22 protein-coding genes are annotated in these 26,512 nt (G+C 38.1%); 14 read left to right on the forward strand and 8 right to left on the reverse strand.

What is annotated here, in order from left to right; translation table 11 throughout:
• Positions 1-35: 35 nt before the first annotated feature.
• The 6 genes from NSQ14_RS08365 to pplA (NSQ14_RS08390) all read right to left on the reverse strand — a co-directional run bounded on the left by NSQ14_RS08365 (position 36) and on the right by pplA (NSQ14_RS08390) (position 5,822).
• A complete protein-coding gene (locus NSQ14_RS08365) occupies positions 36-836 on the reverse strand; it encodes an energy-coupling factor transporter transmembrane component T family protein (protein WP_034769925.1) in 801 nt (266 codons plus the stop codon).
• Positions 833-1,696, reverse strand: coding sequence for an energy-coupling factor transporter ATPase (locus tag NSQ14_RS08370; protein WP_231553314.1), 864 nt, complete (start codon positions 1,694-1,696; stop codon positions 833-835). The genes NSQ14_RS08365 and NSQ14_RS08370 overlap by 4 nt, the downstream gene beginning before the upstream one ends.
• Positions 1,681-2,505: an energy-coupling factor transporter ATPase gene (locus tag NSQ14_RS08375; RefSeq protein ID WP_034769926.1), complete on the reverse strand. Its 825-nt coding sequence runs from the start codon at positions 2,503-2,505 to the stop codon at positions 1,681-1,683. Before NSQ14_RS08375 ends, NSQ14_RS08370 begins: the two co-directional genes overlap by 16 nt.
• Positions 2,506-2,518: 13 nt before the next feature.
• A complete protein-coding gene (gene menA, locus NSQ14_RS08380; protein ID WP_034769927.1) occupies positions 2,519-3,457 on the reverse strand; it encodes a 1,4-dihydroxy-2-naphthoate polyprenyltransferase in 939 nt (312 codons plus the stop codon).
• A 284-nt stretch (positions 3,458-3,741) separates the two neighbouring features.
• Complete coding sequence (locus NSQ14_RS08385) at positions 3,742-4,815, reverse strand: FAD:protein FMN transferase (RefSeq protein WP_156103203.1); 1,074 nt, start codon at positions 4,813-4,815, stop codon at positions 3,742-3,744.
• Positions 4,816-4,907: 92 nt separating this feature from the next.
• Positions 4,908-5,822, reverse strand: a complete 915-nt coding sequence (pplA, locus tag NSQ14_RS08390) for an extracellular electron transfer flavoprotein PplA (protein WP_034769929.1) — start codon at positions 5,820-5,822, stop codon at positions 4,908-4,910.
• Between the two features lie 257 nt (positions 5,823-6,079).
• Here pplA (NSQ14_RS08390) and NSQ14_RS08395 point away from each other — a divergent pair, with 257 nt between their 5' ends.
• The 4 genes from NSQ14_RS08395 to NSQ14_RS08410 all read left to right on the forward strand — a co-directional run bounded on the left by NSQ14_RS08395 (position 6,080) and on the right by NSQ14_RS08410 (position 10,593).
• Positions 6,080-7,954, forward strand: a complete 1,875-nt coding sequence (locus tag NSQ14_RS08395) for an FAD-dependent oxidoreductase (RefSeq protein WP_034769931.1) — start codon at positions 6,080-6,082, stop codon at positions 7,952-7,954.
• Positions 7,955-8,004: 50 nt separating this feature from the next.
• A complete protein-coding gene (locus tag NSQ14_RS08400; RefSeq protein WP_034769933.1) occupies positions 8,005-8,421 on the forward strand; it encodes a NusG domain II-containing protein in 417 nt (138 codons plus the stop codon).
• A gap of 23 nt (positions 8,422-8,444) precedes the next feature.
• On the forward strand, positions 8,445-8,984 hold the full coding sequence (locus NSQ14_RS08405) for a Gx transporter family protein (RefSeq protein WP_034769934.1): 540 nt from the start codon (positions 8,445-8,447) through the stop codon (positions 8,982-8,984).
• 628 nt (positions 8,985-9,612) lie between these two features.
• Entirely contained in the window at positions 9,613-10,593 is a 981-nt protein-coding gene (locus NSQ14_RS08410) for a polyprenyl synthetase family protein (protein WP_341287814.1), read from the forward strand.
• 336 nt (positions 10,594-10,929) lie between these two features.
• Here NSQ14_RS08410 and pplA (NSQ14_RS08415) read toward each other — a convergent pair whose 3' ends face one another.
• Positions 10,930-11,853, reverse strand: a complete 924-nt coding sequence (gene pplA, locus NSQ14_RS08415) for an extracellular electron transfer flavoprotein PplA (RefSeq protein WP_034769937.1) — start codon at positions 11,851-11,853, stop codon at positions 10,930-10,932.
• A gap of 162 nt (positions 11,854-12,015) precedes the next feature.
• Between pplA (NSQ14_RS08415) and NSQ14_RS08420 the strand changes: the two genes are divergently transcribed.
• Entirely contained in the window at positions 12,016-13,881 is a 1,866-nt protein-coding gene (locus NSQ14_RS08420) for an FAD-dependent oxidoreductase (protein WP_034769939.1), read from the forward strand.
• Between the two features lie 23 nt (positions 13,882-13,904).
• On the opposite strand, the gene NSQ14_RS08425 is transcribed toward NSQ14_RS08420, so the two are convergent.
• A complete protein-coding gene (locus tag NSQ14_RS08425) occupies positions 13,905-14,411 on the reverse strand; it encodes a CcdC family protein (RefSeq protein ID WP_034769940.1) in 507 nt (168 codons plus the stop codon).
• A gap of 618 nt (positions 14,412-15,029) precedes the next feature.
• On the opposite strand from NSQ14_RS08425, the gene NSQ14_RS08430 reads away from it, so the two are divergent.
• From NSQ14_RS08430 to NSQ14_RS08470, 9 genes are all read left to right on the forward strand, one after another.
• The gene (locus tag NSQ14_RS08430) at positions 15,030-17,099 is read left to right on the forward strand and encodes a thioredoxin domain-containing protein (protein WP_034769942.1); all 2,070 of its coding nucleotides are present in this window, start codon (positions 15,030-15,032) and stop codon (positions 17,097-17,099) included.
• A gap of 661 nt (positions 17,100-17,760) precedes the next feature.
• Positions 17,761-18,810 (forward strand): recombinase RecA, encoded by a 1,050-nt coding sequence (recA, locus tag NSQ14_RS08435; protein WP_034769943.1) that lies wholly within the window; start codon positions 17,761-17,763, stop codon positions 18,808-18,810.
• Between the two features lie 448 nt (positions 18,811-19,258).
• Positions 19,259-19,438: a hypothetical protein gene (locus tag NSQ14_RS08440; protein WP_346208555.1), complete on the forward strand. Its 180-nt coding sequence runs from the start codon at positions 19,259-19,261 to the stop codon at positions 19,436-19,438.
• Entirely contained in the window at positions 19,413-20,669 is a 1,257-nt protein-coding gene (ltrA, locus tag NSQ14_RS08445; RefSeq protein ID WP_346208456.1) for a group II intron reverse transcriptase/maturase, read from the forward strand. Before NSQ14_RS08440 ends, ltrA begins: the two co-directional genes overlap by 26 nt.
• 452 nt (positions 20,670-21,121) lie before the next feature.
• Positions 21,122-22,681 carry a ribonuclease Y gene (rny, locus tag NSQ14_RS08450; protein ID WP_034769944.1) on the forward strand — a complete coding sequence of 520 codons (1,560 nt, stop codon included), beginning with the start codon at positions 21,122-21,124 and terminating at the stop codon, positions 22,679-22,681.
• 185 nt (positions 22,682-22,866) lie between these two features.
• Complete coding sequence (locus tag NSQ14_RS08455) at positions 22,867-23,664, forward strand: TIGR00282 family metallophosphoesterase (RefSeq protein WP_346208457.1); 798 nt, start codon at positions 22,867-22,869, stop codon at positions 23,662-23,664.
• Between the two features lie 152 nt (positions 23,665-23,816).
• Positions 23,817-24,077, forward strand: a complete 261-nt coding sequence (gene spoVS / locus NSQ14_RS08460) for a stage V sporulation protein SpoVS (protein WP_033829016.1) — start codon at positions 23,817-23,819, stop codon at positions 24,075-24,077.
• 433 nt (positions 24,078-24,510) lie between these two features.
• Entirely contained in the window at positions 24,511-26,061 is a 1,551-nt protein-coding gene (gene miaB / locus NSQ14_RS08465; RefSeq protein ID WP_034769948.1) for a tRNA (N6-isopentenyl adenosine(37)-C2)-methylthiotransferase MiaB, read from the forward strand.
• 4 nt (positions 26,062-26,065) lie between these two features.
• Positions 26,066-26,506: a RicAFT regulatory complex protein RicA family protein gene (locus NSQ14_RS08470; protein WP_034769950.1), complete on the forward strand. Its 441-nt coding sequence runs from the start codon at positions 26,066-26,068 to the stop codon at positions 26,504-26,506.
• Positions 26,507-26,512 lie beyond the last annotated feature (6 nt).

Consider the following 26,512-nt stretch of genomic DNA (forward strand, 5'->3'; position numbering starts at 1 on the left):
AATTTTTTATGCAATCGTTAAGAGGGGACCTTGATTCAGACAATTGTATTCATGATCAGTAAGCCGACTGTTAAGAAAATCATAATGACTAAACTTAACGTATCAGCCCATTTCCAACGCAGTTTCCGAAATGAGGAGCGTCTAGCGTTTGGTTGATAACCACGAACTTCCATAACATTTGCGACTTCTTCCGCCCGGTTTAGTGAACTCACAAATAATGGTAAAAAGATTGGTACGAGAGTTTTCATTTGTTGGAATAAAGAACCTTTGCCGAATTCTGTCCCTCTTGCTTTTTGTGCATCCATGATTTTTTGTGTTTCATCTAATAAGTTTGGAATAAAGCGCAAAGCAATGGACAGCATAATGGATATTTCTTCAACAGGTATTTTAAAAATCCGAAGTGGCTTGAGAAGAAAATGAATGGCTTCGGTTAAGTCAATCGGTTTTGTTGTCAGTGTAATAACCGTAGAGATAAAAATGATCATGACAAAACGGAAAAAGATATAAATACCGCTCACTATCCCAAATTGAGATATGGTTACCGGACCCCATTCGAAGTAAATTTCTCCCCCGGCTGTAAATAATACTTGTAAGCAGACCGTAAACAAAATCAACCAAATTAAAGGTCGTACGCCACGTATGTAGGTTTTGAAATGGACACCGGATAAATGCATGACCCAAAAGGTAAACGACCATAGAAGAATATAGGCCGGCCAATCCTCGGCAAAAAACAAAATAAAAATAAAATAAAAACCGGCGATTAATTTTGCTCGAGCATCAAGTATATGGAGTAAAGAAGTACCGGGAAGATAACGACCGATGATTAATTTATTCATGCAAGTCCCACCTCGATTAAGCAGTCTGCAAGTTCCTCCACTGTCAGACAAATTTTTGGCAAGGATACACCGGTTTTTTCTTCAATGAGTAATTGAAATCTTCTTGCTTCCGGAATATCAAGGTTCCAAGATTGGATTTGATTAAGATCAGCAAAAAAAGTTCGCACATCATCATGAAAGACGATTTTTCCTTTTTCCATAACAATTACATCATCAGCGAATTTAGCTACATCATCCATTTCATGTGTGACCATCATTGTTGTCAGTTTATTGTTTTTATTCCAAGAAGCAATTAGCGAAAGGATTTCTTGTTTTCCAATAGGGTCAAGTCCTGCTCCGGGTTCATCTAAAATTAAAATATCCGGTTTCATCGCTAAGATCCCCGCAATGGCGACCCGTCTTTTTTGGCCGCCGGATAATGAGAAGGGGGATTTCGGTAAAAAGGAGGCATCCAGGCCTACCTGGTAAATGGCTGTTTTTGCCATTTCTTTCGCTTCACTAAGCCCCACACCAAAATTCAAAGGACCAAAACAAATATCTTTTTCCACGGTCTCTGCAAATAACTGGGATTCAGGAAATTGGAATACCATGCCTATACGTTTTCGTACTTCTTTTAAAGAAGTAGGATCGTTATTTGAAGAAACAGAGTATTTGCCGATTTTTACCTCACCTTGTTTCGGGCGTATTAAGCCATTCATTACTTTTAGTAAACTTGATTTTCCGGCTCCGGTTTGGCCGACAATAGCGGTAAAGGATGAAGGTTTTACGAATAAATTTACATCATCTAAAACATTTTTTGTTCGAATCGGACCTAATTGGTAATCTGCGGATACATTGCTATATCTTATTTCCATAGCCATTCTACCATCTCTTCTTCACTCATATACGTATTTGGCACGTTTCTTCCTTTCATTTGTAAAATTCGTCTTAGTTTTTCGGTAAAGGGGGCTTCAAAATCAAGTTCTTTACTGAAAACTTCTTTCGGTGTGCCAATGGAACTGATTGTTCCGTTTTTTAACACAATAATGCGGTCACTGGATGCAGCTTCATTCATATCATGTGTAATGGAAATAATAGTCAGTTGATGCCGAGATTTTAATTTTTGTAGCGTTTTTAATAAATCTTTTCGACTTTTCGGGTCTAACATAACAAAGGCTTCGTCCAATAATAATATTTCCGGTTGTAAAGCTAGTAAACCGGCAATTGCCACTCGCTGCTTCTGTCCGCCGGATAACCGGGTCGGATCAGCGTGACGATAATCATACATATCAACCATATGAAGTGCTTCATAAACTCGCATCTTCATCTGTTCATAAGGCATATTCAAATTTTCTAAGCCAAATGCCACATCGTCTTCAACGGTCGAACCGATAAATTGATTATCCGGATTTTGGAAGACAATACCCATTCGCTTTCTTATTTCCCATTTCGTCTCTTCATTTAACTCATAACCGGCGATTGTTACAGAACCAAATTGCGGTTTGTACAACCCTAATAAAATACCGGCTAATGTTGATTTCCCGGAACCATTGTTGCCGATAATGGCGACCCACTCACCTTTTTGGACGGAAAAGTTAATGGAAGATAAGGTTTCAGTCGAACTACGTAAATCATAACGAAAAGATACATCTTTTACTTCAATGATTGGGTTTGTTGAATCAAGTACCATAAGCAGCCACCCCTTATATGAAAACAGCTAAACAAAGGATTGCGGAAATGACCCCGTTAATAATGACCAAATTTTTTACGGAAATGACAAACGTCTCGGATTTTATTTGTTTCTTATTAAATAATTTCACGTGTTTATAGACAGGGATACTTGCTAAAAGGGCAAGCAACATAATTTTTGGCAATAAATGTAACGCAACAGCTGCCAAAATTGCAAAAAAGGCAATGAGATATAAAGCATTAAATAACCAGATGGCGTATTTTTTCCCAATGTAATAGGGGAGGGTAAACCGATTATTTTTAATATCCTCCTCCAGATCACAAATGTTGTTGGCCAACATGATATTGGCAATGGTGGCTACACATGGAATAGAAACAAGAACAATTTCTAATATTAGCAGAAGATCGGCTCGGAAACTAATCATTCTGCCTTTCCAAACAAGATTGGCGATATTTTGATCAAAAGCATTTACATAGACAGTAAGAAACAGAATTCCAAATCCCATTGTTACCCCGGAAAAAATTTCTCCAAGAGGCATTCGTGAAATAGGAATCGGACCAAACGTATATAAAATACCGATCGCAAAACAAACCATGCCGATAACTAATACGAGAATATCCGTTTTAAAAACAAGCCAAATGCCGAGACAGGTTGCTGTTGTCAATAAGCAAAGTATTGTAGTTACGACAAGCCATTCCGGAATATTCTCTTGACCGATAATATTCTTTTGTTTTCTGTATTGTTCATTTGTTGCTTTTCTGTAATCCATATAATTATTTATTGCTGTTGTTGTCAAATCAAATAAAAACATGGAAAAAAAGAAAATCAATGTATTGATCGGTCTAAATGTACCATAACGATAAAAAACGAATAACGATCCTACTAAAAAAGGGAAAAGGCTGGCCAATTTTGTTTGAATTTCAACTAGTTTTAAAAATGCACGTAAAGACATTATAAACGCCCCTTCACGGATCAAAGGATTTTGAGTTTGTTTTAGCTAATAGGAAAGTATAAATTTTTCAATTTCTACTTTCCTAACGTATAAGTGCTCTTGCGGCTCTGCTCTCACCTAAAGGCTCGGCAATCGCCGAGTTTTCTTTATTTTTCAGTTCTGTCCCACCATAACGGCGAGCCAAGACTCCACCTCAAGATTTTGAGATTACAAAGAAGATAGGTGGGATGCTTGCCGCACACGATTGGATCAACGAACGATTAGCGGGGATGAAAAAATCCCACTTATGGATGTTTCACTGTGAATTCTTTATTAGTAAGCTTAAATTTATTTTTAAGTTTGCTTGTCAAATATACATCTTTATTATGTGTAATGAAAATAGCATCTACACCGATTTTCTCGGCATAGGCAAGTCCATCTTTTACTCCTTTTGAAAAGAGGAGAGTCGAGAGTGCGTCACCGTCCGTTGATTCATCTGTAATCACAGATACACCGGCAATATCATTTTTGAAAGGATACCCGTCTTGCGGATTTAATAAATGATGGTAAATTTCACCATTAACTTCTAAATACCGTTCATAAATGCCGGATGTAACAATTGATTTATTCGCTTCTTGAATGCTCCCGATAATTTGACCACGAGGAGAGAAGGGATCTTGAATGCCGACGGTCCATTTGTTTCCACTGGCATTTTTTCCTAATACATAAACATTCCCACCTAAATCAATGATGGCGGAAGTAACACCATGGTCTACCAACACATCACGGACTTTATCGGTAATAAATCCTTTTGCAATGCCGCCTAAATCAATTTCCATTCCTTTATTTTGTAAATAGACAGTTTGCTTGTCGTCATTTAATTCAACGAAACGATAATCAATCAGTGGAAGGACGTTATTAATTTCTTCTTGTGTTGGTTTTCTTGCATCAGGAAAACCAATATGCCAAAGAGAACTGAGGGGACCAATTGTAATATCAAAAGAACCATTCGCACGATCACTATAAGTTTTTCCGGCTGTAATTAACGTAAAAATATCCTCCGATACTTCAACAGGGCTTATTCCGGCATTTTGATTGATTTTATCAACTTCAGATTTTGCTTCCCCATCATTGACAGTAATTTCATCAGCTAATTTTTGAATCTTTTTAAATACCGGATCCAGCACATCTTCTTTATTTTTATCATAAATTTTTACAGTAACAACTGTCCCCATTAAAAATTCAGTTCGGCTTGCCGGGTTGGTCGTCGTCTGTGAATGGTTTTCATCAGCAGTTTCATTTTTTGATTGACCGCAGCCGGTGAACAAAAAGGTAAATAAAATCAATAGGATAAGTCCGGTTTTTTTCAAATAATTCATCCCCTTCCTGGAACGTTTGTACTGAAAAAAAGACTTTAGAGAAGTCTCTAAAGTCTTTTAACTTGTCTATGGAAGTTGATACGTAATACTTATTATTCTTCCTCAAAAACAAAATTATCAACTTCAATAGGAGTAGTATCTCCTTTTTGTGCAGCATTTATTAATTGAGCAGCATACATTTTAAATGCATGACTGGAATGTGTTGCCCCACTAACAACTTCAACATCAGCAGCACTTTGCTTATCAATTAACGATTGACTTAATGCCGGAATGTATTCTTGTGGACCTGTACCTGATTTTTCAGTCATTGTTTTTTCATAATCTTCATCTTCGGTTTTTAATTTTCCATCTTTATTTAAGAAGTTATAATCAACTGCAGTAATTTTTCCACCGGATACGGTCATTTTAATGTATGTTTTCCAACCGGTTGAACCAAGATTTTTTTCAGAAAGGCTATATTCACCATCTTTTAAAGTTCCTTGGGCATCAATTTCAATCGGCGTTGTGTCACCTTTTTGAGCTGCTTGAATTAATTGTTGTGCATAGTTAATAAAGTTTTCCGATGAATGGGTAGCACCGCTGACAACTTCTACTTGAGCAGCATCTTGTGTACTTACTAATTGTTTATTCAGTTCAGGTATATACTCAGCAGGACCGACACCGGATTTCGCTTTCATTGCTTCTTCATATTCTTTGTCTTCCGATTTCAACTTGCCGTCTTTGTTCACGTAATTATATTTAGATTCGGTAATTTTGCCGTCTTTCACCGTAATCTCAAAAGTCGTTTTCCATCCTTTATCATCAAAATCTTTTTCTGTTAACGTGTATGTCCCGTCTTGTAATGGACTCCCGGCAATTATTTTTTTAGCAACTTTCTCCGTTTTAGCAGCATGGTTGCTTTCACTACCGTTATCTTTAGTTTTTGTACTACTTTCATTAGATCCGCAAGCTGCTAATAGTAATGAAAGTGAAAGAGTGGCTGCAAATATAATTTTGTTGAATTTCATGGACTCTCACCTTTTCTATATTGTATTATTTGTGAATGAAATCACAATTACCGAGTTTTATATTAGCATGACGATAACCAGATGTCTATGACAAATTTGTTAATAATATCACATTTTAATAACGTGGAGATTATGAAAATATAGTGAACAAACTAGACAGATACCATGAAGACATGTAAAATAACAAACTGTGTTCACTTTTTCACAATTTATTTAACTTGATAGATATTTAAATGAAGACATATGGAGGAATCGTAATGGATAATAAGAACATTGTGATTATTGGTGCAGGTTATGCCGGTGTTCATGCGGCAAAAAAACTTGCTAAAAAATATAAAAAAGACGATAGGGTAACCATTACGTTAATCGATCGTCATTCTTACCATACCATGATGACAGAATTGCATGAAGTTGCTGCTCACCGCGTTGAACCGAATGCAATTCAATATGATCTGCGAAAATTATTTAACCGGACAAAAGTAAAACTTGTCACAGATAATGTCACAAAAGTTGACCATGAGAAAAAAATTGTAACAACAGAGCACGGTTCATTCCCATATGATTATTTAATTTTAGGAATGGGTGGAGAGCCAAATGATTTTGGAACTCCGGGTGTAAAAGAACACGGCTTTACCCTTTGGTCTTGGGAAGATGCTGTAAAACTTCGTGAACATATTGAAAAAACGGTTCATCAAGCAGCCATGGAACATAATGATGAAAAACGCCGCACAATGTTAACTTTTGCTGTTTGCGGATCAGGTTTTACCGGTGTAGAAATGGTTGGCGAACTGTTAGAATGGAAAGAACGTCTGGCAAAAGATAATAAGTTAGATCCGGAAGATATTACATTATATCTGGTCGAAGCAGCTCCAACCATTTTGAATATGCTTGACCGGAAAGATGCAGATAAAGCAGAAAAATATATGGTGAAAAAAGGGATTAAAATCTTAAAAAATTCACCCATTGTGGAAGTGAAAGCTGACCGGGTTGTTTTAAAATCCGGCGAAGAAATACCAACACATACATTGATTTGGACAGCAGGAGTCAAAGCAAACTCAGACACGAAAGATTACGGTATGTCTCAAGCTCGTGCCGGTCGACTTAAAGTCAATGAATATATGGAAGCGGAAGACCTAAAAAATGTATACGTTGTTGGGGACTTGGCCTATTTTGAAGAAGCGGAAGGCAAACCAACTCCTCAAATTGTTGAAGCAGCCGAACAAACAGCAATGACGGCAGCGAAAAGTATTATTGCTGAAATTAGCGGCGGTGAAAAACAACCGTATCAAGGGAAGTACCACGGTTTTATGGTATCCATTGGGGCGAGATACGGTGTTGCAAACTTAAGTGGACTCCGTTTAAGCGGCTGGTTAGCTATTTTAATGAAACATTTAGTGAACTTATATTATTTCTTTGGAATCAGAAGCGGTTATTATATGTTCCAATATATTATGCATGAATTTTTCCATATTAAGGATAAACGCAATATTTTCCGTAATTTCACCAACCGTTATGGAAATGTTTTATGGAGCTTTCCATTACGTTTATTTGTTGGAGGTTTTTGGTTAGTTGAAGCCGGTGCAAAAATTTGGGGAGAATCCACTTGGAAGGAAGCCATTTCCAGTTGGTCAAAAGTTCCTACCTTATTTGACGGACTAGGTGAAGATTCTTGGTTAGTCGGGTCTACAGTAAGAATGCCATTTGATTGGTTGCAAACAACAACAAGTGGTGCAAGTGAATCCGCTAGTGCAACTGCAACAGAATGGGCGACTCCAATACTAAGTCATATGCCGGGCTGGTTTGAATGGATTATGCAAATCATGTTACCGAATGCAGATATGGCAGTATTTATGCAAAAAATGATGGTATTTATTGAATTAGGTATTGGTCTTGCTATCTTAGGCGGATTATTTACATGGCTTGCCAGTGCAGCCAGTGCCGGTTTCTTAGTTGTCTTTACCCTTTCTGCAATGCTTGGTTGGGATAAAGTTTGGGCACTTCCGGCTTCTATTGCTTTAATGAACGGATCCGGACGAACACTTGGTCTCGACTATTGGGTTGTTCCATTCCTGCAAGCAAAATTAGGCCGTGCATGGTATGGTAAAGAAAGGGCAATATATAAAGACAAGTAAATTATTTTTGATTGATGAGAATTTGGAATTAAATGTTTGGAGGAATAGAGATGAAATCTTACTACAAAATGATTAAACCTTGGGATATCATCGTAGTATTCTCTTTAGTCCTTCTTTCATTTATTCCTTTTTTTATTTTCAGTTTTGTTCAAGCCCAAAAGACAGAAGGTACATCAGTCAATACAGCAGTCATTTCTGTTGATGGGAAGGAAATTAGACGGATTGTCCTTACTGATAATACATCAACAGAAACATTCGATGTCCATAGTTCAGATGGTGGATATAATACCATTGAAGTTACGAATAATAAAATTAGAATTAAGGCTGCGGATTGTACCGATCAAGTATGTGTCTTAACCGGATACATATCGAAGCCCGGGGAAACGATTGTTTGTTTACCGCATAAAGTGTTAATTGAAATCGTTAGTGAAACAGCCGCTGAAGATGATATTATTATAAGTTCATGACTTTGGATCGAAGGGGATAACCGATGACAAAAAATCAACGAATTGCTTACATAGCTTTATTAGCTGCACAAGCTGTTATCATTAGTTTAGTTGAACGAGCGATTCCCTTTCCTTTCCTTGTTGCTCCAGGTGCAAAACTAGGTTTGGCAAATATTATTACATGCATGGCTATGTATACGTTGTCGGCAAAAGATACAATAAAGGTTATTGTCATTCGGTTAATTTTGGCTACATTACTTGGAGGCACCATATCGACATTTATGTATAGTGCTTCTGGAGCTGTTTTAAGTTTTTTTGGAATGTGGATGGTAAAAAAATTAGGTCCGAATCGGGTAAGTATGATTGGTGTTAGTACAACAGGAGCAATTTTACATAATGTTGGTCAGCTTCTTGTTGCCAGCCTAATTGCTCAAACATGGACGGTTTTATTATATTTACCTATCCTTTCTTTTGTTGGAATTTTAGCAGGTATTGCTACGGGAATCATGGCCAACTTTTTACTGACACATGTAGAAAAACTTGAGTACTACATGTATTTGCAACAGTCAGAAAATGCGGGTTAAAGGCGAACATGATCGTTTGCGTCAAGATCAACGTCGCATTGCCTGAGGTAAATGAATAGCAGCGTTCGCTTACACCTAGTATTTATGAAGAACTCTTCACTGATGGAACTTTCACTTTTTTAGCTAATAGGAAAGTATAAATTTTTCAATTTCTACTTTCCTAACGCATAAGTGCTCTTGCGGCTCTGCTCTCACCTAAAGGCTCGGGCAGTCGCCGAGTTTTCTTTAAAAGATAAGAAAGTATAAAAATACAAGTAAATAACTTGGAATTAGTTTTATTGTCTAGCTCCGAGCGCCAGCGACTGAGAAACTAACTCCCCTTTAATGTGCTCCTGCGCCATAGCCTATTCGAGGAAGCGGATGTTCAGCTCGTCGCAAAGCTTCATGAAGTATATCAAGGAAGATTACTCATGAAGTTCACTCTAGGAGTAGCTTCACTACGATAAGTCAACATCGGCTCGTCCCTCGCCGTGTTTCCTTTTCCTCGAAAATGCATTCGCATTTTCTTCGTGCGATGCCTATTCGGGGAAGCAAATCTGTTCTCATTGCGGGGCGCTCCAGTTTGTACGTCGCTAAGCGGGCGCTCTGCGCTTTTCTTATACAAATTATTGATGAAAGGAGGATCATTATGGGGGTACACTCAATGTGGGAAGATTATCCAGAATTAGCTAAGGACTTATCCAGTGTAATTGAACTTATTGATTCACAAATTCACGTTCGTGATAAAACCATTGAGACAATTGTTAAAAATTTCCTTCACTCCGGTGGTAAATTACTACGTCCGGCTTATTCCTTACTATGTTCGCAAATCGGACCTGAACAAGATAAAGAACGTGCCATTGCAATAGCTGCTGCAATTGAATGTATACATATGGCAACTCTTATTCATGATGATGTCATTGATGAAGCTGAAACCAGGCATGGAAATCCTACCATTCATTCCCAAAAAGGAAATAAATATGCTGTCTATTCAGGGGACTATCTTTTTTGTCTCACGTTCAACCTTCTTTCAAAATATGCTCAATCATTATCACAATTAGAATTCAATGTTAAGGGAATGGAAAAAATTTTAACCGGTGAATTAGAACAACTAAATTCTCAGTATGTTGAGCCTGTGTCAGTAAAGGACTACTTGTCAAGAATTGCGGGGAAAACGGCACAATTATTTGCTGTTAGTTGTTATTCCGGGGCTGTAACCAGTAAAGCTGCTAAAAGGGCAACAATGCAAGCATGGAATTTAGGGCATTACATTGGGATGGCTTTTCAAATTATTGATGATATTTTAGATTACCAAAGCGATGACCAAACATTAGGAAAACCGGTTATGAATGATTTTCGCCAGGGAATATATACCTTACCTCTTATATATGCAATGAAAGAAAATCGTCAGGCATTTATCCCTTTTATTGCAAAAAAAGATCAATTAACTGATAATGATATATCCGCTATTTCCGATCTAATTAAACAGTATCAAGGGATAGAAAAGGCATATGACCTTGCCGGAAAATATACCATCAAAGCTTTAAAAGAGCTGGAAAAATTACCTGACGGCGAATATAAAAACATATTATATGATATCACGGCTTCCTTATTAAAAAGAAACATGTAATGTAAAGAAAACTCGGGTGTCGAAATCTAAAGGCGAGGGGGAGCCGTACAGGTAAAAATTTTTGCTGCGTCGAATTCACATCTTTGCTGGACGTAAAAAAAGCATCTTGTTTGATTTTTTACAAGATGCTTTTTTTGGTTAATAGGAAAGTAAAAATTTTTCAATTTCTACTTTCCTAACGCATAAGTGCATAAGGAATGCTTCGTGGGAATACATCGCAGCCAAAAAATTTTATATTTTTTCGGTGACTAGAGAGATTTCGGTAGCATTCCCTTGCAAGCGAAAATGTTTATTCGCTGAACTACAGCTCTGCTTTCGCCTAGTTTTCTTTATAAATTATTCTTCAGCAAAAACGATGTTATCTACTTCAATCGGAGTTGTGTCGCCTCTTTGTGCCGCATTGATTAATTGTGCCGCATACATTTTAAATAAATGACTGGAGTGGGTTGCACCGCTGACTACGCTAATCCCTTCTGTGTTTTGACTTTCAACTAATGCCTGGCTTAATTGTGGAATATATTCTTTTGGCCCAACACCGGACTTATCTTTCATATTCTTTTCGTAGTCTTCATCTTCTGATTTTAATTTTCCGTCAGCATTCACATTATTATAGTCCACTTGCGTAATTCTTCCGCCTTCTACTGTCATGTTGATATATGTTTTCCAACCATTTGTATCAAGATTCTTCTCTGTAAGTTTGTAAACCCCGTCTTTTAAAGGAGCACTTGTATCGATCTGAATTTCAGTTGTGTCCCCGGCTTGAGCTTTTTGAATTAATTGTTGGGAATAATTGACAAACTTTTCCGAGGAATGGGTTGCACCGCTGACAATTTCCACTTGTTTTGCATCTTGTTTTTTAACCAATTGTTTATTTAATTGTGGAATATAATCTTGCGGGCCAACACCTGTTTTCGCACTCATATTTTTTTGGTAATCTTTATCATCCGTTTTTAGCTTTCCTTCTTCATTGATGTAATTATAGTCCGCTTTCGTTATTTTGCCGTTTTTAACTGTAATTCTTTCCGTTGCTCTCCAACCGTTTTCATCATAATTTGTTTCAGTTAAAGAATACGTTCCATCTTGAAGTGGACTACCGGCGACAACTTTATTCTCAACATTCTTGCTGTCAACACCACTACCTTGGTCTTTCTGTTCTTCTTGATTATTATTTTTCTTTGCGTTGTCATCGTTATTACCACAGGCACAGAGTAGTAAGGATAAGGATAAAAGAGAGGACACAAAAATCTTATGATATTTCATGTTTTCACTTCCTTTTAAAATTTTTTTATAAAATTATTTGGCATGTAATGTTAGGTTGCACGTTTCCTATCTATATATACACCAAAAAACATAAGGTTCATGAAAGACAATTCGCATAAAAAGGCAATGTCAGGAAAAACTTTTTTTAAGGAGTGAACGCTTATGGATAAAAAGAAAATTGTAATCATCGGTGCCGGTTATGCCGGAGTACATGCGGCAAAAAAACTCGCAAAAACTTTTAAAAAAGATGAACAGGTTTCAATCACGTTAATCGACAAACATTCTTACCATACGATGTTGACAGAATTACATGAGGTTGCTGCCCATCGTGTTGAACCAACAGCCGTTCAGATGGATTTGCGAAAATTATTTAACCGAACGAAAGTTAACTTAATTACGGATGAAGTACAACATGTTGATCATGAGAAAAAAATGGTCATTACCAAAAATGAAACTTTTCCTTTTGATTACTTAATTTTAGGAATGGGTGCCGAACCAAATGATTTTGGTACACCCGGTGTGAAAGAACATGGCTTTCTTTTATGGTCATGGGAAGATGCGGTGAGTTTAAGGAAACATATTGAAGAAACCGTTCGGCTAGCTGCGGCGGAAACAGATTCGCTTAAAAGAAAAGCGATGTTAACATTTATTGTTTGCGGATCCGGTTTTACCGGTGTGGAAATGGTGGGAGAGTTATTAGAGTGGAAACACCGATTAGCACGAGAGAATAAATTGGAAGAGAATGATATCACTTTATATTTAGTGGAAGCGGCACCAACAATATTAAATATGCTTGATCGAAAAGATGCCGATAAAGCAGAGAGATACATGGAACGAAAAGGAATTAAAATCTTAAAAAACTCACCGATTGTGGAAGTAAAAGAAGACCGGGTCATTTTAAAATCCGGTCAGGAAATCCCTACATATACGTTAATATGGACGGCCGGTGTAAAAGCAAATTCTGATGTGGAAGGATTTGGTATGCAATCAGCACGAGCCGGCCGTTTAATAGTGAATTCATATATGGAAGCGGAAGGGTTAAAAAATGTTTATGTAGTTGGTGATTTAGCTTATTACGAAGAAAATGAAGGGAAACCAACGCCGCAAATTGTTGAGGCTGCTGAACAAACTGCGGTAACTGCTGCGAAAAACATTATTGCTGATATAAAAGGCGGTCAAAAAGTTACCTACAAAGGAAACTATCACGGGTTTATGGTTTCAATCGGTGCTAGATTTGGTGTCGCTAATTTAAATGGCATCCGCTTAAGTGGCTGGTTAGCCATTTTAATGAAACATATTGTCAACCTATATTACTTTTTCGGCATCCGTAGCGGATATTATATGGTTCAATATATTAAACATGAATTTTTTGAAGTCAAAGATAAGCGAAATATTTTTCGAAACTTTACCAACCGTTATGGAAATGTATTATGGAGTTTTCCACTTCGATTATATGTCGGTGGCTTTTGGCTTGTTGAAGCCGGAGCAAAATTATGGGGGCATGATACGTGGAAACATGCAACCTCAAGTTTTCGTAATGTTCCCGTTCTTTTTCAAGGATTGGGTGAAGATTCATGGTTAGTTGGAAACACGGTCCGAATGCCTTTCGATTGGCTTCAGGAGCCGACAACCGGGGCGACCGCTGCAGAAACCGGGGGAGAGTGGGCTACCCCGATTTTAAGTAAAATGCCGTTTTGGTTTGAGTGGATTATGAAAATAATGCTGCCAACACCAGAAGTTGCCATATTCATGCAAAAATTCGTTATTTTTGTAGAAATGGCGATTGGGTTGGCGCTTATTGCCGGGCTATTTACGTGGCTGGCCAGTTTAGCAAGTGCCGGATTTCTTGTTATGTTTACTTTAACTGCGATGCTCGGGTGGGATAAGTTTTGGGCTTTACCTGCTTCGATTGCGTTATTGAACGGATCCGGACGGACACTGGGGTTAGATTATTGGGTTATTCCATTTTTGCAGGTGAAATTAGGAAAATGGTGGTATGGGGAAGAACAGGCTATATACAGGGGATAAAGAGATAAAAATAAGAGGAGAGTTTAATTTGCTCCTCTTATTTCCATTTCAAGTAAATTTTCCTGGTTTTGATTCTGCAATTGATTTTGCATTTTATTGTATTGGATTAGCATAGCAATTCGCCAAGGAACAATCATGCCAAAAGCAAGAATCCAAAACATTCCGCCCGTTTCACCGACATGGACGGTTAAACTTAATGCGGCTTTTAATCCCGTTCGAATAAGCAATAGCCCGATCAATATAAAGGCAAAGGCCTTGGAGCGCGTAACATAAATTTCATTCCCGCGAATTTCAAAATGTGTTGTTTTAATAAGAAATATAGAAAAAAATATCCCGACACACAGCGCTTCAATTACTTGTAAAAAAGGAACGCGAAAAAACGGAAAGATGAACATCAATGCACCGGTACTCATAAAGATTGGCGGCAAAATGATTTTCTTCCTCGTTACGGGATGTTTCGTTGCTTTCATTCTAATCACTAAAACGGCAATAGCCATGATGATTGGTATGATAAAAGTAAGATAAACCATGAGTCTCAACCCTTTTCAACTTTTCTCCCGCATAAATGGTCACTAAATCTCCCTCTAATGAAAGGGAAATCAAGTACCCGGAAGTGCCCGATTGGTTCAACTAACCATCAGTGGACGGTGAAGAAAACCCCCCACTGGTGGAAATTTTCACTTTATCACAGTGAAAAACTGTACGACTCATTTTATCAGATTTTATTCGATATAACAACAAACAAGAAGTACCAATCAGGACATTTAAAACAGTTTTAATTGCTCAACTTTTCTTTGTACAATTGGCTCTTTACCAAAAATTTGATAACCCATTAAATGATAAGTCTTTAATCTTTTTTCAAACATGGCTTTTAAAAGAGTTTCATTTTCATCTACATAATCGTATACTTTGACTTTTTCTTTTTTATTATGGAAGCGATGCAAAGCTTACTATTTTGCATTATTACTGCGTATAATCTGGGATAATATGCTACTTTTTCCACTTTATTTTTATTTCAGAATGTGCAAAAATCTATATAAATTTTTACCTAGCTTTTCGCAATGAATACTTATTATTATGTCTATTTTATTATTTTCGGGTAAACTATGTTATAAAGAATAGATTAAAAACTAAGTAGGTGAGGTTTAATGAGTGAAAACAAAAACCCGAATCGTTTAATCAATGAAAAATCACCTTACTTGCTTCAACACGCCTATAATCCGGTCGACTGGTATCCGTGGAGTGAAGAGGCATTTGAAAAGGCAAAAAGTGAAAATAAGCCGGTATTTGTTAGTATTGGTTATTCGACTTGCCATTGGTGCCATGTGATGGAGCGGGAGTCTTTTGAAAATGAAGAGGTGGCGCAGATTCTCAATGAGAAATTTGTTTCGATTAAAGTGGACAGGGAAGAGCGACCGGATATTGATTCTATCTATATGCTCGTTTGCCAAATGATGAACGGGCATGGCGGCTGGCCGTTGAGTGTATTTTTAACGCCGGATCGAGTTCCATTTTATACCGGAACTTATTTCCCGCGGGAAAGCCGTTATGGAATGCCTGGCTTTAAAGAGGTACTGAATTATTTATATCAACAATATACCGAAAATCCGGATCGAATAAAGGATGTAGGGGCACAAGTAAAACAAGCGCTTGAGCTTAGCCGTGAAAAAAGGGAACAAACTTCCTTAACGAAAGAAACAATTGATAACGCTTTCCAATATTACAAACAAACTTTTGATCCTCAATACGGTGGTTTTGGCGAGGCACCGAAATTCCCAATGCCGCATACACTCGTATTTTTACTTATGTATGCCAAATTTTATGAAAATCAAGAAGCGCTTAACATGGTAACAAAAACATTGGACGGGCTGGCACGCGGGGGAATTTATGACCATATTGGTTATGGTTTTTCTCGTTATTCCGTTGACGAAAAATTTTTGGTGCCGCACTTTGAAAAAATGCTGTATGACAACGCTCTCCTTGCGATGGCTTATACCGATGCTTTCCGGATGACGAAAAATTCCCGATACAAAAAAATAACGGAAGAAATTATCAAGTATGTGTTACGTGATATGGTTCACCCGGATGGAGGGTTTTACTCTGCAGAAGATGCCGATTCAGAAGGTGAGGAAGGAAAGTTTTATGTTTGGACCCCGGAAGAAGTGAAGGATGTGTTGGGTGAACAGTTGGGCACACTCTTTTGCCAAGCATATGACATTACTAAACAGGGTAATTTTGAAGGGAAAAATATTCCCAATCTGATTACAAGTCATTTAGAATCGATTGCAAAATCGGAAAGGATTTCTTCTGCAGAGTTAGCGGAAAAATTAGAAACGGCACGACAAAGATTGTTTCAACATCGGGAAAACCGGGTTCGCCCATTCCGTGATGATAAAATTTTAACGGCATGGAACGGCTTAATGATTGCAGCGCTCGCAAAAGCAGGGCGTGTTTTTCATCAAGCATCCTATGTGCAGTCTGCAGAAAAAGCAGTTTCTTTTATCAGGGACAACTTGATTCAAAATGGCCGGGTAATGGTGAGATACCGAGATGGCGAAGTAAAAAATAAAGCTTTTATTGATGAATATGCCTTTCTATTGTGGGGATATATTGAACTGTACGAATCAACTTTTGCTCCATTTTATTTAGAGGAAGCAAAAAAACTGGCCGGCAACATGATGGATTTATTTTGGGACGATCACGCGGGAGGCTTTTTCTTTAGCGGAAACGACGATGAGCCATTGCTCGTCAACCAAAAGGAGTCATATGACGGGGCACTGCCTTCCGGAAACAGTGTCGCTGCATGCCAATTGTTAAGACTGGCTAAACTGACCGGGGATTTTACGTTAGAAGAAAAGGTCCAGCAAATGTTTCAAGTTTTCAGTAAGGATATCCATGATTATCCCAATGGTCACGCAATGATGCTGCAGTCTGTAATGTTATCACAGCAAGCAATGAAAGAAGTCGTTATCGTTATGGATAATGAAACAAAAGAAGTTGTTGATTTTATCCAACATATACAGGAGAATTTCCACCCCGAAATTTCTTTAATGGCTGTAAAAAGGAACGAACAGGCCAAACTCTCTGAAATTGCTCCGTTTATTGAAGACTATGCCATGATAAATGAGAAACCGACCATTTATGTCTGTGAAAATTTTCAATGCAACCAGCCGACAAATCATTTTCAAACTGCAATGGATTTACTCTTTAAAAAATAAATGCATGGAAGGTGACTTGACCTTCCTTTTTTTTTATACCTTAATGCGCAAAGGTGCGAATTACCGGGAGTTTCGTTAAAATGATTACTTGAGTTTCGCATCCCAATGACGGGTGGGTTTTCATCGCCAAAAAAGGGAGTTTCTCACTCCAAGTCCATCCCTCGACGGGCATGAGTTCCTTGCCAAGAAGCAAGACTTCATAAACTTCGGCTCTCCAGACAATGTTATCATGCCCGTCTCTCCGCATAAAGTTTCTTGTATCGTTCTGTTATCGCTTGTTAGCCTTATATCCAAGTTTCTTTGTTTACTTAACCTTAATTTTTCTGCCCAGTTAATTGTAACCTATTCAACCTTAAATTATTTTAATAGTATTCCCATAAATCTTCCTAAATAGCAGATTAGGATGTACAATTAAGTGAGGTGTTTTTGAACTTCCTCTTTAATTGAAAAGTATTACAATTGATAAAAATAGTATTTTCATGTTAAAAAGCAAGTTGAAAATGTAATTTTTGTAAGGAGAAAATACGATTTTACAGCAAAACTTTCCTTTAAAAGCTGACGAATGAACGTTCGACAAAATACTTGGCAAGTTGAGTAAAAAAGTATATAGTATTAATAGGTTTCAAAACTAATAGCCTATTTAATAGAAGGGGGAAATTGCGTGAGTGATCGTCAACAAGCCTTAGAGCAGGCGTTAAAACAAATTGAAAAGCAATTTGGTAAAGGCTCTATCATGAAAATGGGGGAAAAAACAGATACCCAAGTTTCCACAGTTTCAAGCGGTTCTTTAGCATTAGATATCGCACTGGGTATAGGTGGATATCCAAGAGGACGAATTATCGAAATTTATGGTCCGGAAAGTTCAGGGAAAACAACCGTTGCCTTGCATGCTATTGCAGAGGTACAAAAGCAGGGCGGACAAGCAGCTTTCATCGATGCAGAACATGCGCTTGATCCGAAATATGCGCAAGCCTTAGGTGTAAATATTGATGAATTACTTCTTTCCCAGCCGGATACAGGTGAGCAGGCATTGGAAATTGCAGAGGCTCTTGTACGGAGCGGTGCAGTTGACATCATCGTCATTGATTCAGTTGCCGCCCTTGTTCCGAAGGCAGAAATTGAAGGGGAAATGGGGGATGCGCATGTTGGTTTACAAGCACGTCTTATGTCTCAAGCGTTACGGAAGCTATCCGGTGCCATCAACAAATCAAAATCCATTGCGATTTTCATTAACCAAATCCGTGAAAAAGTTGGAATTATGTTCGGCAATCCGGAAACAACCCCCGGTGGTCGTGCCTTAAAATTCTACAGTACCGTAAGACTTGAAGTTCGTAGAGCAGAGCAATTAAAACAAGGAAATGATATGGTTGGGAATAAAACAAAAATTAAGGTGGTAAAAAATAAAGTGGCACCACCATTTAAAACTGCCGAAGTTGATATTATGTACGGTGAAGGGATTTCGCTGGAAGGAGAAATTATTGATATCGGCGCTGACCTTGATATTATTCAAAAAAGCGGCTCTTGGTACTCCTATGAAGGAGAAAGGGTTGGACAAGGCAGAGAAAATGCAAAATTATTCCTAAAAGAAAATCCAAAAATTAAACTGGAAGTTTTGAACAAAATTCGTGAACATTATGGTCTGGATTTACTGCAAGAAAGCCCTGAAACAAAAGATGCTGTGGATCAAGAACAACTTCAATTAGAAGAATAAACTTTTGCGACTGCCTATATGATTACTGTATATTGGCAGTCTTTTTTAGTGCGCCGTGCATGGCGATTAACTAGGCGGTGAAAGTCCGCTATGGGGGTAGGTAGTAACCAACCATTAGCCAAGAGCAAGGGTGTCCATCGTGAGGTGGAATCTGAAGGAAGCTGGAGGCAAAATTCCGGCCTGAGGAACACGAACATCATCAGGCGCATCTCATGGGGCGAGACTGCTAAACAAGTCAAAGCCCGAAAACTACCCGGACATGGGAGCGTAAATGGTGCAGGTATATGGAAGGAAAGTGAATCGTCTTACCGCGGGAGGTCTCACGGACGAGTGGAAACAGTGTATGAAGCTCGGTTGAAATAAGATTTGTCGTGAGAAGTCAGCAGAACCATAGTACGGAGGTGTCTTTGACACCGAAGGAAGGGGAAACCAGAGGAGGTGGCAGTCAATGAATGTTACCGAAGACATGCCAGAATGCAGAAAACAAACAGAAACCTACTGTCGGAAAGATAGTGCGGAACACGAAGGATATGACAGAGGGCATAGTGTACAGAGGATAACTGAAAACAACGCCACCAACAGTCACAGACAAAAAAGATGGAATGTTGGAGAAAATTTTATCCCCTGACAATCTTAATCAAGCTTACAAAAGAGTCAAAAGTAATAAAGGGTCTGGTGGAGTCGATAAGATGACAGTAGACCAGTTACTAGGCTATTTAAGGTTAAATGGGAAAGAATTAGTCCGGTCCATTTATGCAGGGAAATATCATCCCCAGCCAGTCCGAAGGGTTGAAATACCAAAGGATAACGGGAAAATGAGAAAGTTAGGAATACCAACAGTTGTAGACCGTTTAATTCAACAGGCTATTGCTCAAGTGCTAACCCCAATTTATGAGAGACAATTCTCGGATGGTAGTTTCGGCTTTCGTCCTCGTAGAAGTCAACATGATGCCCTACAACGATTAAAAGAGCATGTAGATGACGGGTACCGTTATGTGGTTGATATGGATTTAGAAAAGTACTTTGACACGGTTAACCACAGCTTACTTATACAACTTCTTAGTAAAACAATAAAGGACGGTAGAGTTATCTCTTTGATTCACAAATTCCTAAACGCTGGAATTATGGCAAATGGTGTATTCGAATCGAACACCAGAGGTGTTCCACAGGGAGGACCGTTAAGTCCGTTATTAGGGAACGTTATGTTGAATGAGCTGGACAAAGAATTAGAAGCAAGAAACCATCGTTTTGTCCGTTTCGCAGATGACTTGATTATCTTCTGCAAAACAAAAAGAAGTGGGCAAAGAACATATGAGCATATACTTCCTTTCATTGAGAAGAAACTGAAACTCAAGGTAAATCAAGAGAAAACGGAAGTAACACATATAAAAAGAATAAAATTCCTCGGATATGGATTTTACCTTTATCGTGGAAAGTGTCGTTTCAGAGTCCATCCCAAGAGTGTACAAAAACTGAAAGATAGTATTCGCGAAACCACTAGCAGAAGTAATGGTATGAGCATGGCTGAAAGAAAGAAAAAGCTAAATCAGAAAATAGTGGGTTGGGTGAATTACTTTAAACTAGCTGATATGAAGAAACTCATGGAAAGAACGGATGAATGGACGCGAAGACGTATAAGAATGATAACCTGGAAAAATTGGAAGAGAGTCCGAACGAGGTATAAATGGCTTAGGAAATTAGGTGTTAACCATTGGAAAGCACTAGAGTGGGCAAATACAAGAAAAGGCTACTGGCGAATTGCAGGTAGCAAGATTCTGAGCCAAACTCTGACGAATAAGCTCTTCAAAAGAGCTAAGTTCAAGAGTTTCCTAGAACACTATTTGTCTGTACGGCAGTAAACTCTTGGAACCGCCGTATACGGAACCGTATGTACGGTGGTGTGAGAGGTCGGCTAACCAATTAATGGCTAGCCTCCTACTCGATTCGTTAAAACATACAAACGGTCAATAAATCTTCCACTTGTTGCTTAAGGGAAATAAAGATGAACGAGGAGGGAGATAAGTGCAACTAACTATCTGTGGAGATCAAAAACTCCCCTAGTGGAAGTTTTACTTTATTCCATCCTTTTTTGGAATCGTTCTATTACTTGACAATGAAAATTCACACCTTTACAATGAAAATGTATATTTTACAATTTTTTTGTAGTTTTTGGCATAAAATTTGGCTTATTGCAATATTTTGCCTTTATGTTAGGTTCTTCATACCTGACGTTATTTATTAAAAACTTTTTGAAAATGTACATGCCGACATGTATGAAATTGTAAAGTTCATAGCAAGAGGAGGTGAAATGATGGACTTAGTGCAAATCATCATCTCCATTTTGCTTCTTATCGTCGGTGTTGTTGCTGGTTATTTCATTCGAAAATCCATTGCTGAACAGAAGATTGCAGGAGCAAAAGATGCTGCAGAAAAAATATTAGCTGATGCAAATCGAGATGCAGATTCTTTGAAAAAAGAAGCCCTGTTAGAAGCAAAGGATGAAATTCACAAACTTCGTACAGAAACTGAACGTGAACTTCGCGAACGAAGGAACGAATTGCAAAAACAAGAAAATCGGTTATTGCAAAAGGAAGAGAATCTTGATCGAAAAGATGAAACATTAGACAAGCGTGAAATGATATTGGAAAAAAAGGAGGATTCTCTAAATCAAAGACAACAGCATATTGAACAGATGGAAAGCAAAGTGGAAGAGATGGTTCGAAAACAACAGGAAGAACTTGAACGAATTTCCAAATTAACATTGGATCAAGCAAAATCCATCATACTAGAACGAGTTGAAAAAGAGCTTTCCCACGATATTGCCAAGATGGTGAAAAATGCAGAAAATCGTGCGAAAGAAGAAGCGGATAAAAAAGCAAAAAGTATTCTCTCACTGGCTATTCAACGATGTGCTGCTGATCATGTCGCTGAAACAACAGTATCTGTAGTCAATTTACCAAATGATGAGATGAAAGGTCGGATTATCGGACGTGAAGGTCGTAATATCCGTACGCTTGAAACATTAACTGGTATTGATTTAATTATTGATGACACACCTGAAGCAGTAATCTTATCTGGTTTTGATCCAATTCGAAGGGAAACAGCGCGACTTGCATTGGAAAAATTAGTTCAAGACGGAAGGATTCATCCGGCCAGAATCGAAGAAATGGTCGATAAATCCAGACGTGAAGTGGACGAATATATCCGTGAAGTCGGAGAACAAACGACTTTCGAAGTTGGTGTTCATGGTTTACATCCGGACTTAATTAAGATACTCGGACGACTGAAATACAGAACCAGTTATGGTCAAAATGTATTAAATCACTCAATTGAGGTTGCTCAATTAGCAGGAATATTGGCTTCTGAATTAGGAGAAGATGTAACGCTGGCAAAAAGAGCCGGACTTCTACATGATATTGGTAAAGCTGTCGATCATGAAGTAGAAGGAAGTCACGTTGAAATCGGCGTCGAACTTGCCACCAAGTATAAAGAACATCCTGTCGTAATCAATAGCATTGCATCTCACCATGGTGATACAGAACCTACTTCGGTTATATCCGTTTTAGTAGCTGCCGCTGATGCATTATCGGCTGCAAGACCTGGGGCCAGAAGTGAGACTTTAGAAAGCTATATTCGTCGTCTGGAAAAACTTGAAGAAATTTCCGAATCCTATGATGGTGTAGAGAAATCATATGCCATTCAAGCAGGAAGAGAAGTTCGGATTATTGTAAAACCGGAAATGATTGATGATTTAGAAGCACATCGATTAGCTAGAGATATACGGAAAAAAATCGAAAATGAACTCGACTATCCCGGTCATATTAAAGTTACTGTTATTCGGGAAACCCGGGCAGTCGAATATGCCAAATAAAACGGAGGGGACATTCCTTGGTGGTGTTTCTTCCTTCTTGAAATCACCTTTAAAAAATGGTTTTCAAGAAAGGAAGATAATCGACACGTATCCATGGTTTGTCCCTTTCCTTTATTCTTCGTATCGATTATAATATGGCAAAATAAAAATAGATGAAACACTTTTTATAAAAGAAAGGAAACAATATGAAAATTCTTTTTATTGGTGATGTGGTGGGAGAACCAGGTCGAAAAACAGTAGCAGAATATTTACCTAAGTTAAAAGTAAAGTATCATCCAACATTTACTATTGTAAATGGAGAAAATGCCGCTGCCGGAAAAGGGATTACGGAAAAAATATATCGGCAATTTCTTGAATTGGGTGTACAAGTAATTACAATGGGAAATCATACTTGGGATAATAAAGACATTTTTGAGTTTATTGATCATGCGAAGTATCTTATAAGACCGGCAAATTTCCCCGAAAACAATCCGGGGAAAGGGATCGTTTATGTGAAAATTAATTCATTTGAATTGGCCGTCATAAATTTGCAAGGCAGGACATTTTTACCGCCAATTGATTGTCCTTTCCAAAAAGCAGAACAATTAGTAAATGAAGCAAAAAAGCGAACCCCCTATATTTTTGTCGATTTCCATGCAGAAGCTACCAGTGAAAAGCAGGCAATGGGTTGGTTTTTGGATGGTCGTGTCAGTGCTGTTGTGGGCACGCATACCCACGTTCAAACAGCAGATAACCGTGTTTTGCCGGGGGGTACAGCCTTTATAACAGATGTGGGCATGACAGGTATTTATGATAGTATACTTGGTGTAAATAAGGAAACGGTGTTAAGAAAATTTTTAACAAATTTACCGTCAAGGTTTGACGTTCCGAAACATGGCCGGACGCAACTTTGTGGTGTTGTTGTTGAAATCAATGACAAAACGCGATTGGCTGAAAATATTGAACGGATGATTTTAAATGATGATCAGCGGTTATTTAATTAGATGAAAGTATGATAAAGAAAAATTATTTAAAAATCAGTTTCAGCTTGGAATAAGGGTTCGACTCCTTGAATATAGTAGCAATGGAATGGTTTTACACTTGCAGGTCAGTCCACGAAAAAAATAAACCAGAGAGATTCAAGGAGGAACAAAGTATGGAAATATTAAAGGTTTCAGCAAAATCGAGCCCGAATTCAGTAGCCGGTGCACTTGCAGGAGTTCTACGGGAAAGGGGCGGTGCAGAAATCCAAGCTATTGGTGCAGGTGCGTTAAATCAAGCGGTAAAAGCGGTAGCCATTGCCAGAGGTTTTGTTGCCCCGAGCGGAGTTGATTTGATTTGTATTCCAGCTTTTACCGATATTCAAATTGATGGGGAGGAACGAACAGCAATTAAGTTGATTGTAGAACCTCGATAGAGCAGTTTAAAACCATTTTCAACTTGTATCGTGATGATACTTTCATCATTTTGAAATTTATAAAAGGTCCTTTTACAAAAGTCTGGTTGTTTAACGCAATCAGACTATTTTTGTCTAATGTTTCAATTTCTACTTTTCTTACGCATAAGTGTACAAGGAAAGCTTCGCGGGAATACATCGCAGCAGAAAAAATTTTATATTTTTTCGGTGAACCCACGGCTCGAACGCACGAGTTTTCTTTAGTTTATCTCACCTTATCCGAGTTTTGATTATTTTATGGAACTTCCATGTCTTCATATAACCACCCATTACATACTATATCTTATTGTTAATTGCTTTATAAACGTTTATAATGATAAATTGAATAGAGATGTGTTTTAACAGATGTGGCAAGAATATGATTTGTTTTTATGGTCTTGAAAGGAGTTTAATTATGAACGAACAACAACGGTTACAAAGTCAACAAGTGAAACAAGCTTCTCCAACGGACAAAAAATCCGCTGCCGGAGAAAAAGATTATAGTAAATATTTTCAAACTGTCTACATGCCGCCTTCCCTAAAGGATGCAAGGAAACGAACAAAAGGAAATGTAGGTTATTTTAAAGATTTTGACGTGCCGGAACCATTAAAAGGAATGGGGGAAGGTCGAAAATTTTATATCCGTACGTATGGTTGTCAAATGAATGAACATGATACCGAAGTAATGGCCGGAATTTTCATGGAATTAGGCTATGAACCGACCGATACAACCGAGGATGCCGATGTCATTTTACTCAATACTTGCGCGATTCGGGAAAATGCCGAAAATAAAGTGTTTGGCGAACTGGGTCATTTAAAATCATTAAAACAAGAAAAACCGGATCTTCTTCTCGGGGTTTGCGGGTGTATGGCACAAGAAGAATCAGTCGTCAACAGGATTTTGCAAAAACATCAACATGTCGATATGATTTTCGGTACCCACAATATCCATCGTTTGCCGCAGATTTTACATGAGGCTTATATGGCTAAAGAAATGGTTGTTGAAGTTTGGTCAAAAGAAGGCGATATTATTGAAAGTCTTCCTAAGGCACGGAAAGGTAACATTAAAGCTTGGGTTAACATTATGTACGGCTGTGATAAATTCTGTACATATTGTATTGTTCCATACACACGCGGGAAAGAAAGAAGCCGCCGTCCGGAAGATATTATCGAAGAAGTTCGTCATTTAGCTGCCCAAGGGTATAAAGAAATTACTTTACTTGGCCAAAACGTGAACGCATATGGAAAAGATTTTGAAGATATCGATTATCGCTTCGGTGATTTAATGGATGATCTGCGGAAAATTGATATACCGCGAATTCGCTTCACAACCAGCCATCCGCGTGATTTCGATGATCATTTAATTGAAGTATTGGCAAAACGCGGCAATCTTGTTGAACATATTCATCTTCCGGTTCAATCCGGTTCCAGTTCCATGCTGAAAATTATGGGACGGAAATATACCCGGGAATCTTATTTGGAATTGGTGCGCAAAATTAAAGCGGCCATACCGGATGTTGCCTTGACAACGGATATTATTGTCGGTTTCCCGAATGAGACGGATGAACAATTTGAAGAAACGTTATCCTTGTACCGTGAAGTGGGATTTGATTCAGCTTTCACTTTCATTTACTCACCTCGGGAAGGAACACCTGCGGCAAAAATGAAGGACAATGTCCCGATGGAAGTGAAGAAAGAACGGTTACAACGATTAAATGATTTAGTGAACGAAATTTCTGCACAAAAAATGAAAGCAATGGAAGGGCAAACCGTCGAAGTACTTGTTGAAGGTGAATCGAAAAACAATCCGGAAGTACTCAGCGGTTACACGCGAAGAAACAAACTGGTCAATTTTGTCGGACCAAAATCGGCCATCGGTCAAATTGTAAAAGTAAAAATTACGGAAGCAAAAACATGGACATTAAACGGGGAAATGGTGGTTGAGGAAAAAATCGAGGTGAGCTAAAACAATGGGGAAATATACAAAGACGGAAATCATTGATAAAGCAAGGGAACTGGCTAAAATGATCGCCGAGACAGAAGAAGTGAATTTTTTTAAGCGGGCGGAAGCAAAGATTAATGAAAATCAAAAGGTTAGGGAAAAAATTAACAGCATAAAAAGTTTACAAAAACAAGCAGTTAACTTCCAAAACTATGGAAAAATCAAAGCTTTGAAACAAGTCGAAGAAAAAATAGAAGCGCTGGAAAAGGAAATTGATGAAATTCCGATTGTGCAGGAATTTAAAGAGTCACAATATGAAGTAAATGAACTTTTACAAATGGTTTCAAATACAATTGCCAATACAGTTACAAATGAAATTATTCTGTCGACTGACGGTGACTTGTTGCAAGGTAAAACAGGCGCACAAGTCCGGAGTGAAAAAGCAGTCATGTCACAAGACTTATCATAAAAAGGA

This window comes from Caldifermentibacillus hisashii (assembly GCF_039654145.1).
In the GTDB taxonomy this organism is placed as follows: domain Bacteria; phylum Bacillota; class Bacilli; order Bacillales; family Caldibacillaceae; genus Caldifermentibacillus; species Caldifermentibacillus hisashii.

Excerpts from the sequence above, each read along its gene's own strand:
- rny (WP_034769944.1), top strand. The coding sequence starts at position 21,122 with ATGGACTTAGTGCAAATCATCATCTCCATTTTGCTTCTTATCGTCGGT.
- NSQ14_RS08410 (WP_341287814.1), top strand. The coding sequence starts at position 9,613 with ATGGGGGTACACTCAATGTGGGAAGATTATCCAGAATTAGCTAAGGAC.
- NSQ14_RS08365 (WP_034769925.1), bottom strand. The coding sequence starts at position 836 with ATGAATAAATTAATCATCGGTCGTTATCTTCCCGGTACTTCTTTACTC.
- spoVS (WP_033829016.1), top strand. The coding sequence starts at position 23,817 with ATGGAAATATTAAAGGTTTCAGCAAAATCGAGCCCGAATTCAGTAGCC.
- NSQ14_RS08455 (WP_346208457.1), top strand. The coding sequence starts at position 22,867 with ATGAAAATTCTTTTTATTGGTGATGTGGTGGGAGAACCAGGTCGAAAA.
- ltrA (WP_346208456.1), top strand. The coding sequence starts at position 19,413 with ATGTTGGAGAAAATTTTATCCCCTGACAATCTTAATCAAGCTTACAAA.
- pplA (WP_034769929.1), bottom strand. The coding sequence starts at position 5,822 with ATGAAATTCAACAAAATTATATTTGCAGCCACTCTTTCACTTTCATTA.
- NSQ14_RS08385 (WP_156103203.1), bottom strand. The coding sequence starts at position 4,815 with ATGAATTATTTGAAAAAAACCGGACTTATCCTATTGATTTTATTTACC.
- NSQ14_RS08430 (WP_034769942.1), top strand. The coding sequence starts at position 15,030 with ATGAGTGAAAACAAAAACCCGAATCGTTTAATCAATGAAAAATCACCT.
- NSQ14_RS08400 (WP_034769933.1), top strand. The coding sequence starts at position 8,005 with ATGAAATCTTACTACAAAATGATTAAACCTTGGGATATCATCGTAGTA.
- NSQ14_RS08470 (WP_034769950.1), top strand. The coding sequence starts at position 26,066 with ATGGGGAAATATACAAAGACGGAAATCATTGATAAAGCAAGGGAACTG.
- NSQ14_RS08395 (WP_034769931.1), top strand. The coding sequence starts at position 6,080 with ATGGATAATAAGAACATTGTGATTATTGGTGCAGGTTATGCCGGTGTT.
- menA (WP_034769927.1), bottom strand. The coding sequence starts at position 3,457 with ATGTCTTTACGTGCATTTTTAAAACTAGTTGAAATTCAAACAAAATTG.
- NSQ14_RS08405 (WP_034769934.1), top strand. The coding sequence starts at position 8,445 with ATGACAAAAAATCAACGAATTGCTTACATAGCTTTATTAGCTGCACAA.
- pplA (WP_034769937.1), bottom strand. The coding sequence starts at position 11,853 with ATGAAATATCATAAGATTTTTGTGTCCTCTCTTTTATCCTTATCCTTA.
- NSQ14_RS08440 (WP_346208555.1), top strand. The coding sequence starts at position 19,259 with ATGAATGTTACCGAAGACATGCCAGAATGCAGAAAACAAACAGAAACC.
- NSQ14_RS08370 (WP_231553314.1), bottom strand. The coding sequence starts at position 1,696 with ATGGCTATGGAAATAAGATATAGCAATGTATCCGCAGATTACCAATTA.
- NSQ14_RS08375 (WP_034769926.1), bottom strand. The coding sequence starts at position 2,505 with ATGGTACTTGATTCAACAAACCCAATCATTGAAGTAAAAGATGTATCT.
- NSQ14_RS08420 (WP_034769939.1), top strand. The coding sequence starts at position 12,016 with ATGGATAAAAAGAAAATTGTAATCATCGGTGCCGGTTATGCCGGAGTA.
- NSQ14_RS08425 (WP_034769940.1), bottom strand. The coding sequence starts at position 14,411 with ATGGTTTATCTTACTTTTATCATACCAATCATCATGGCTATTGCCGTT.
- miaB (WP_034769948.1), top strand. The coding sequence starts at position 24,511 with ATGAACGAACAACAACGGTTACAAAGTCAACAAGTGAAACAAGCTTCT.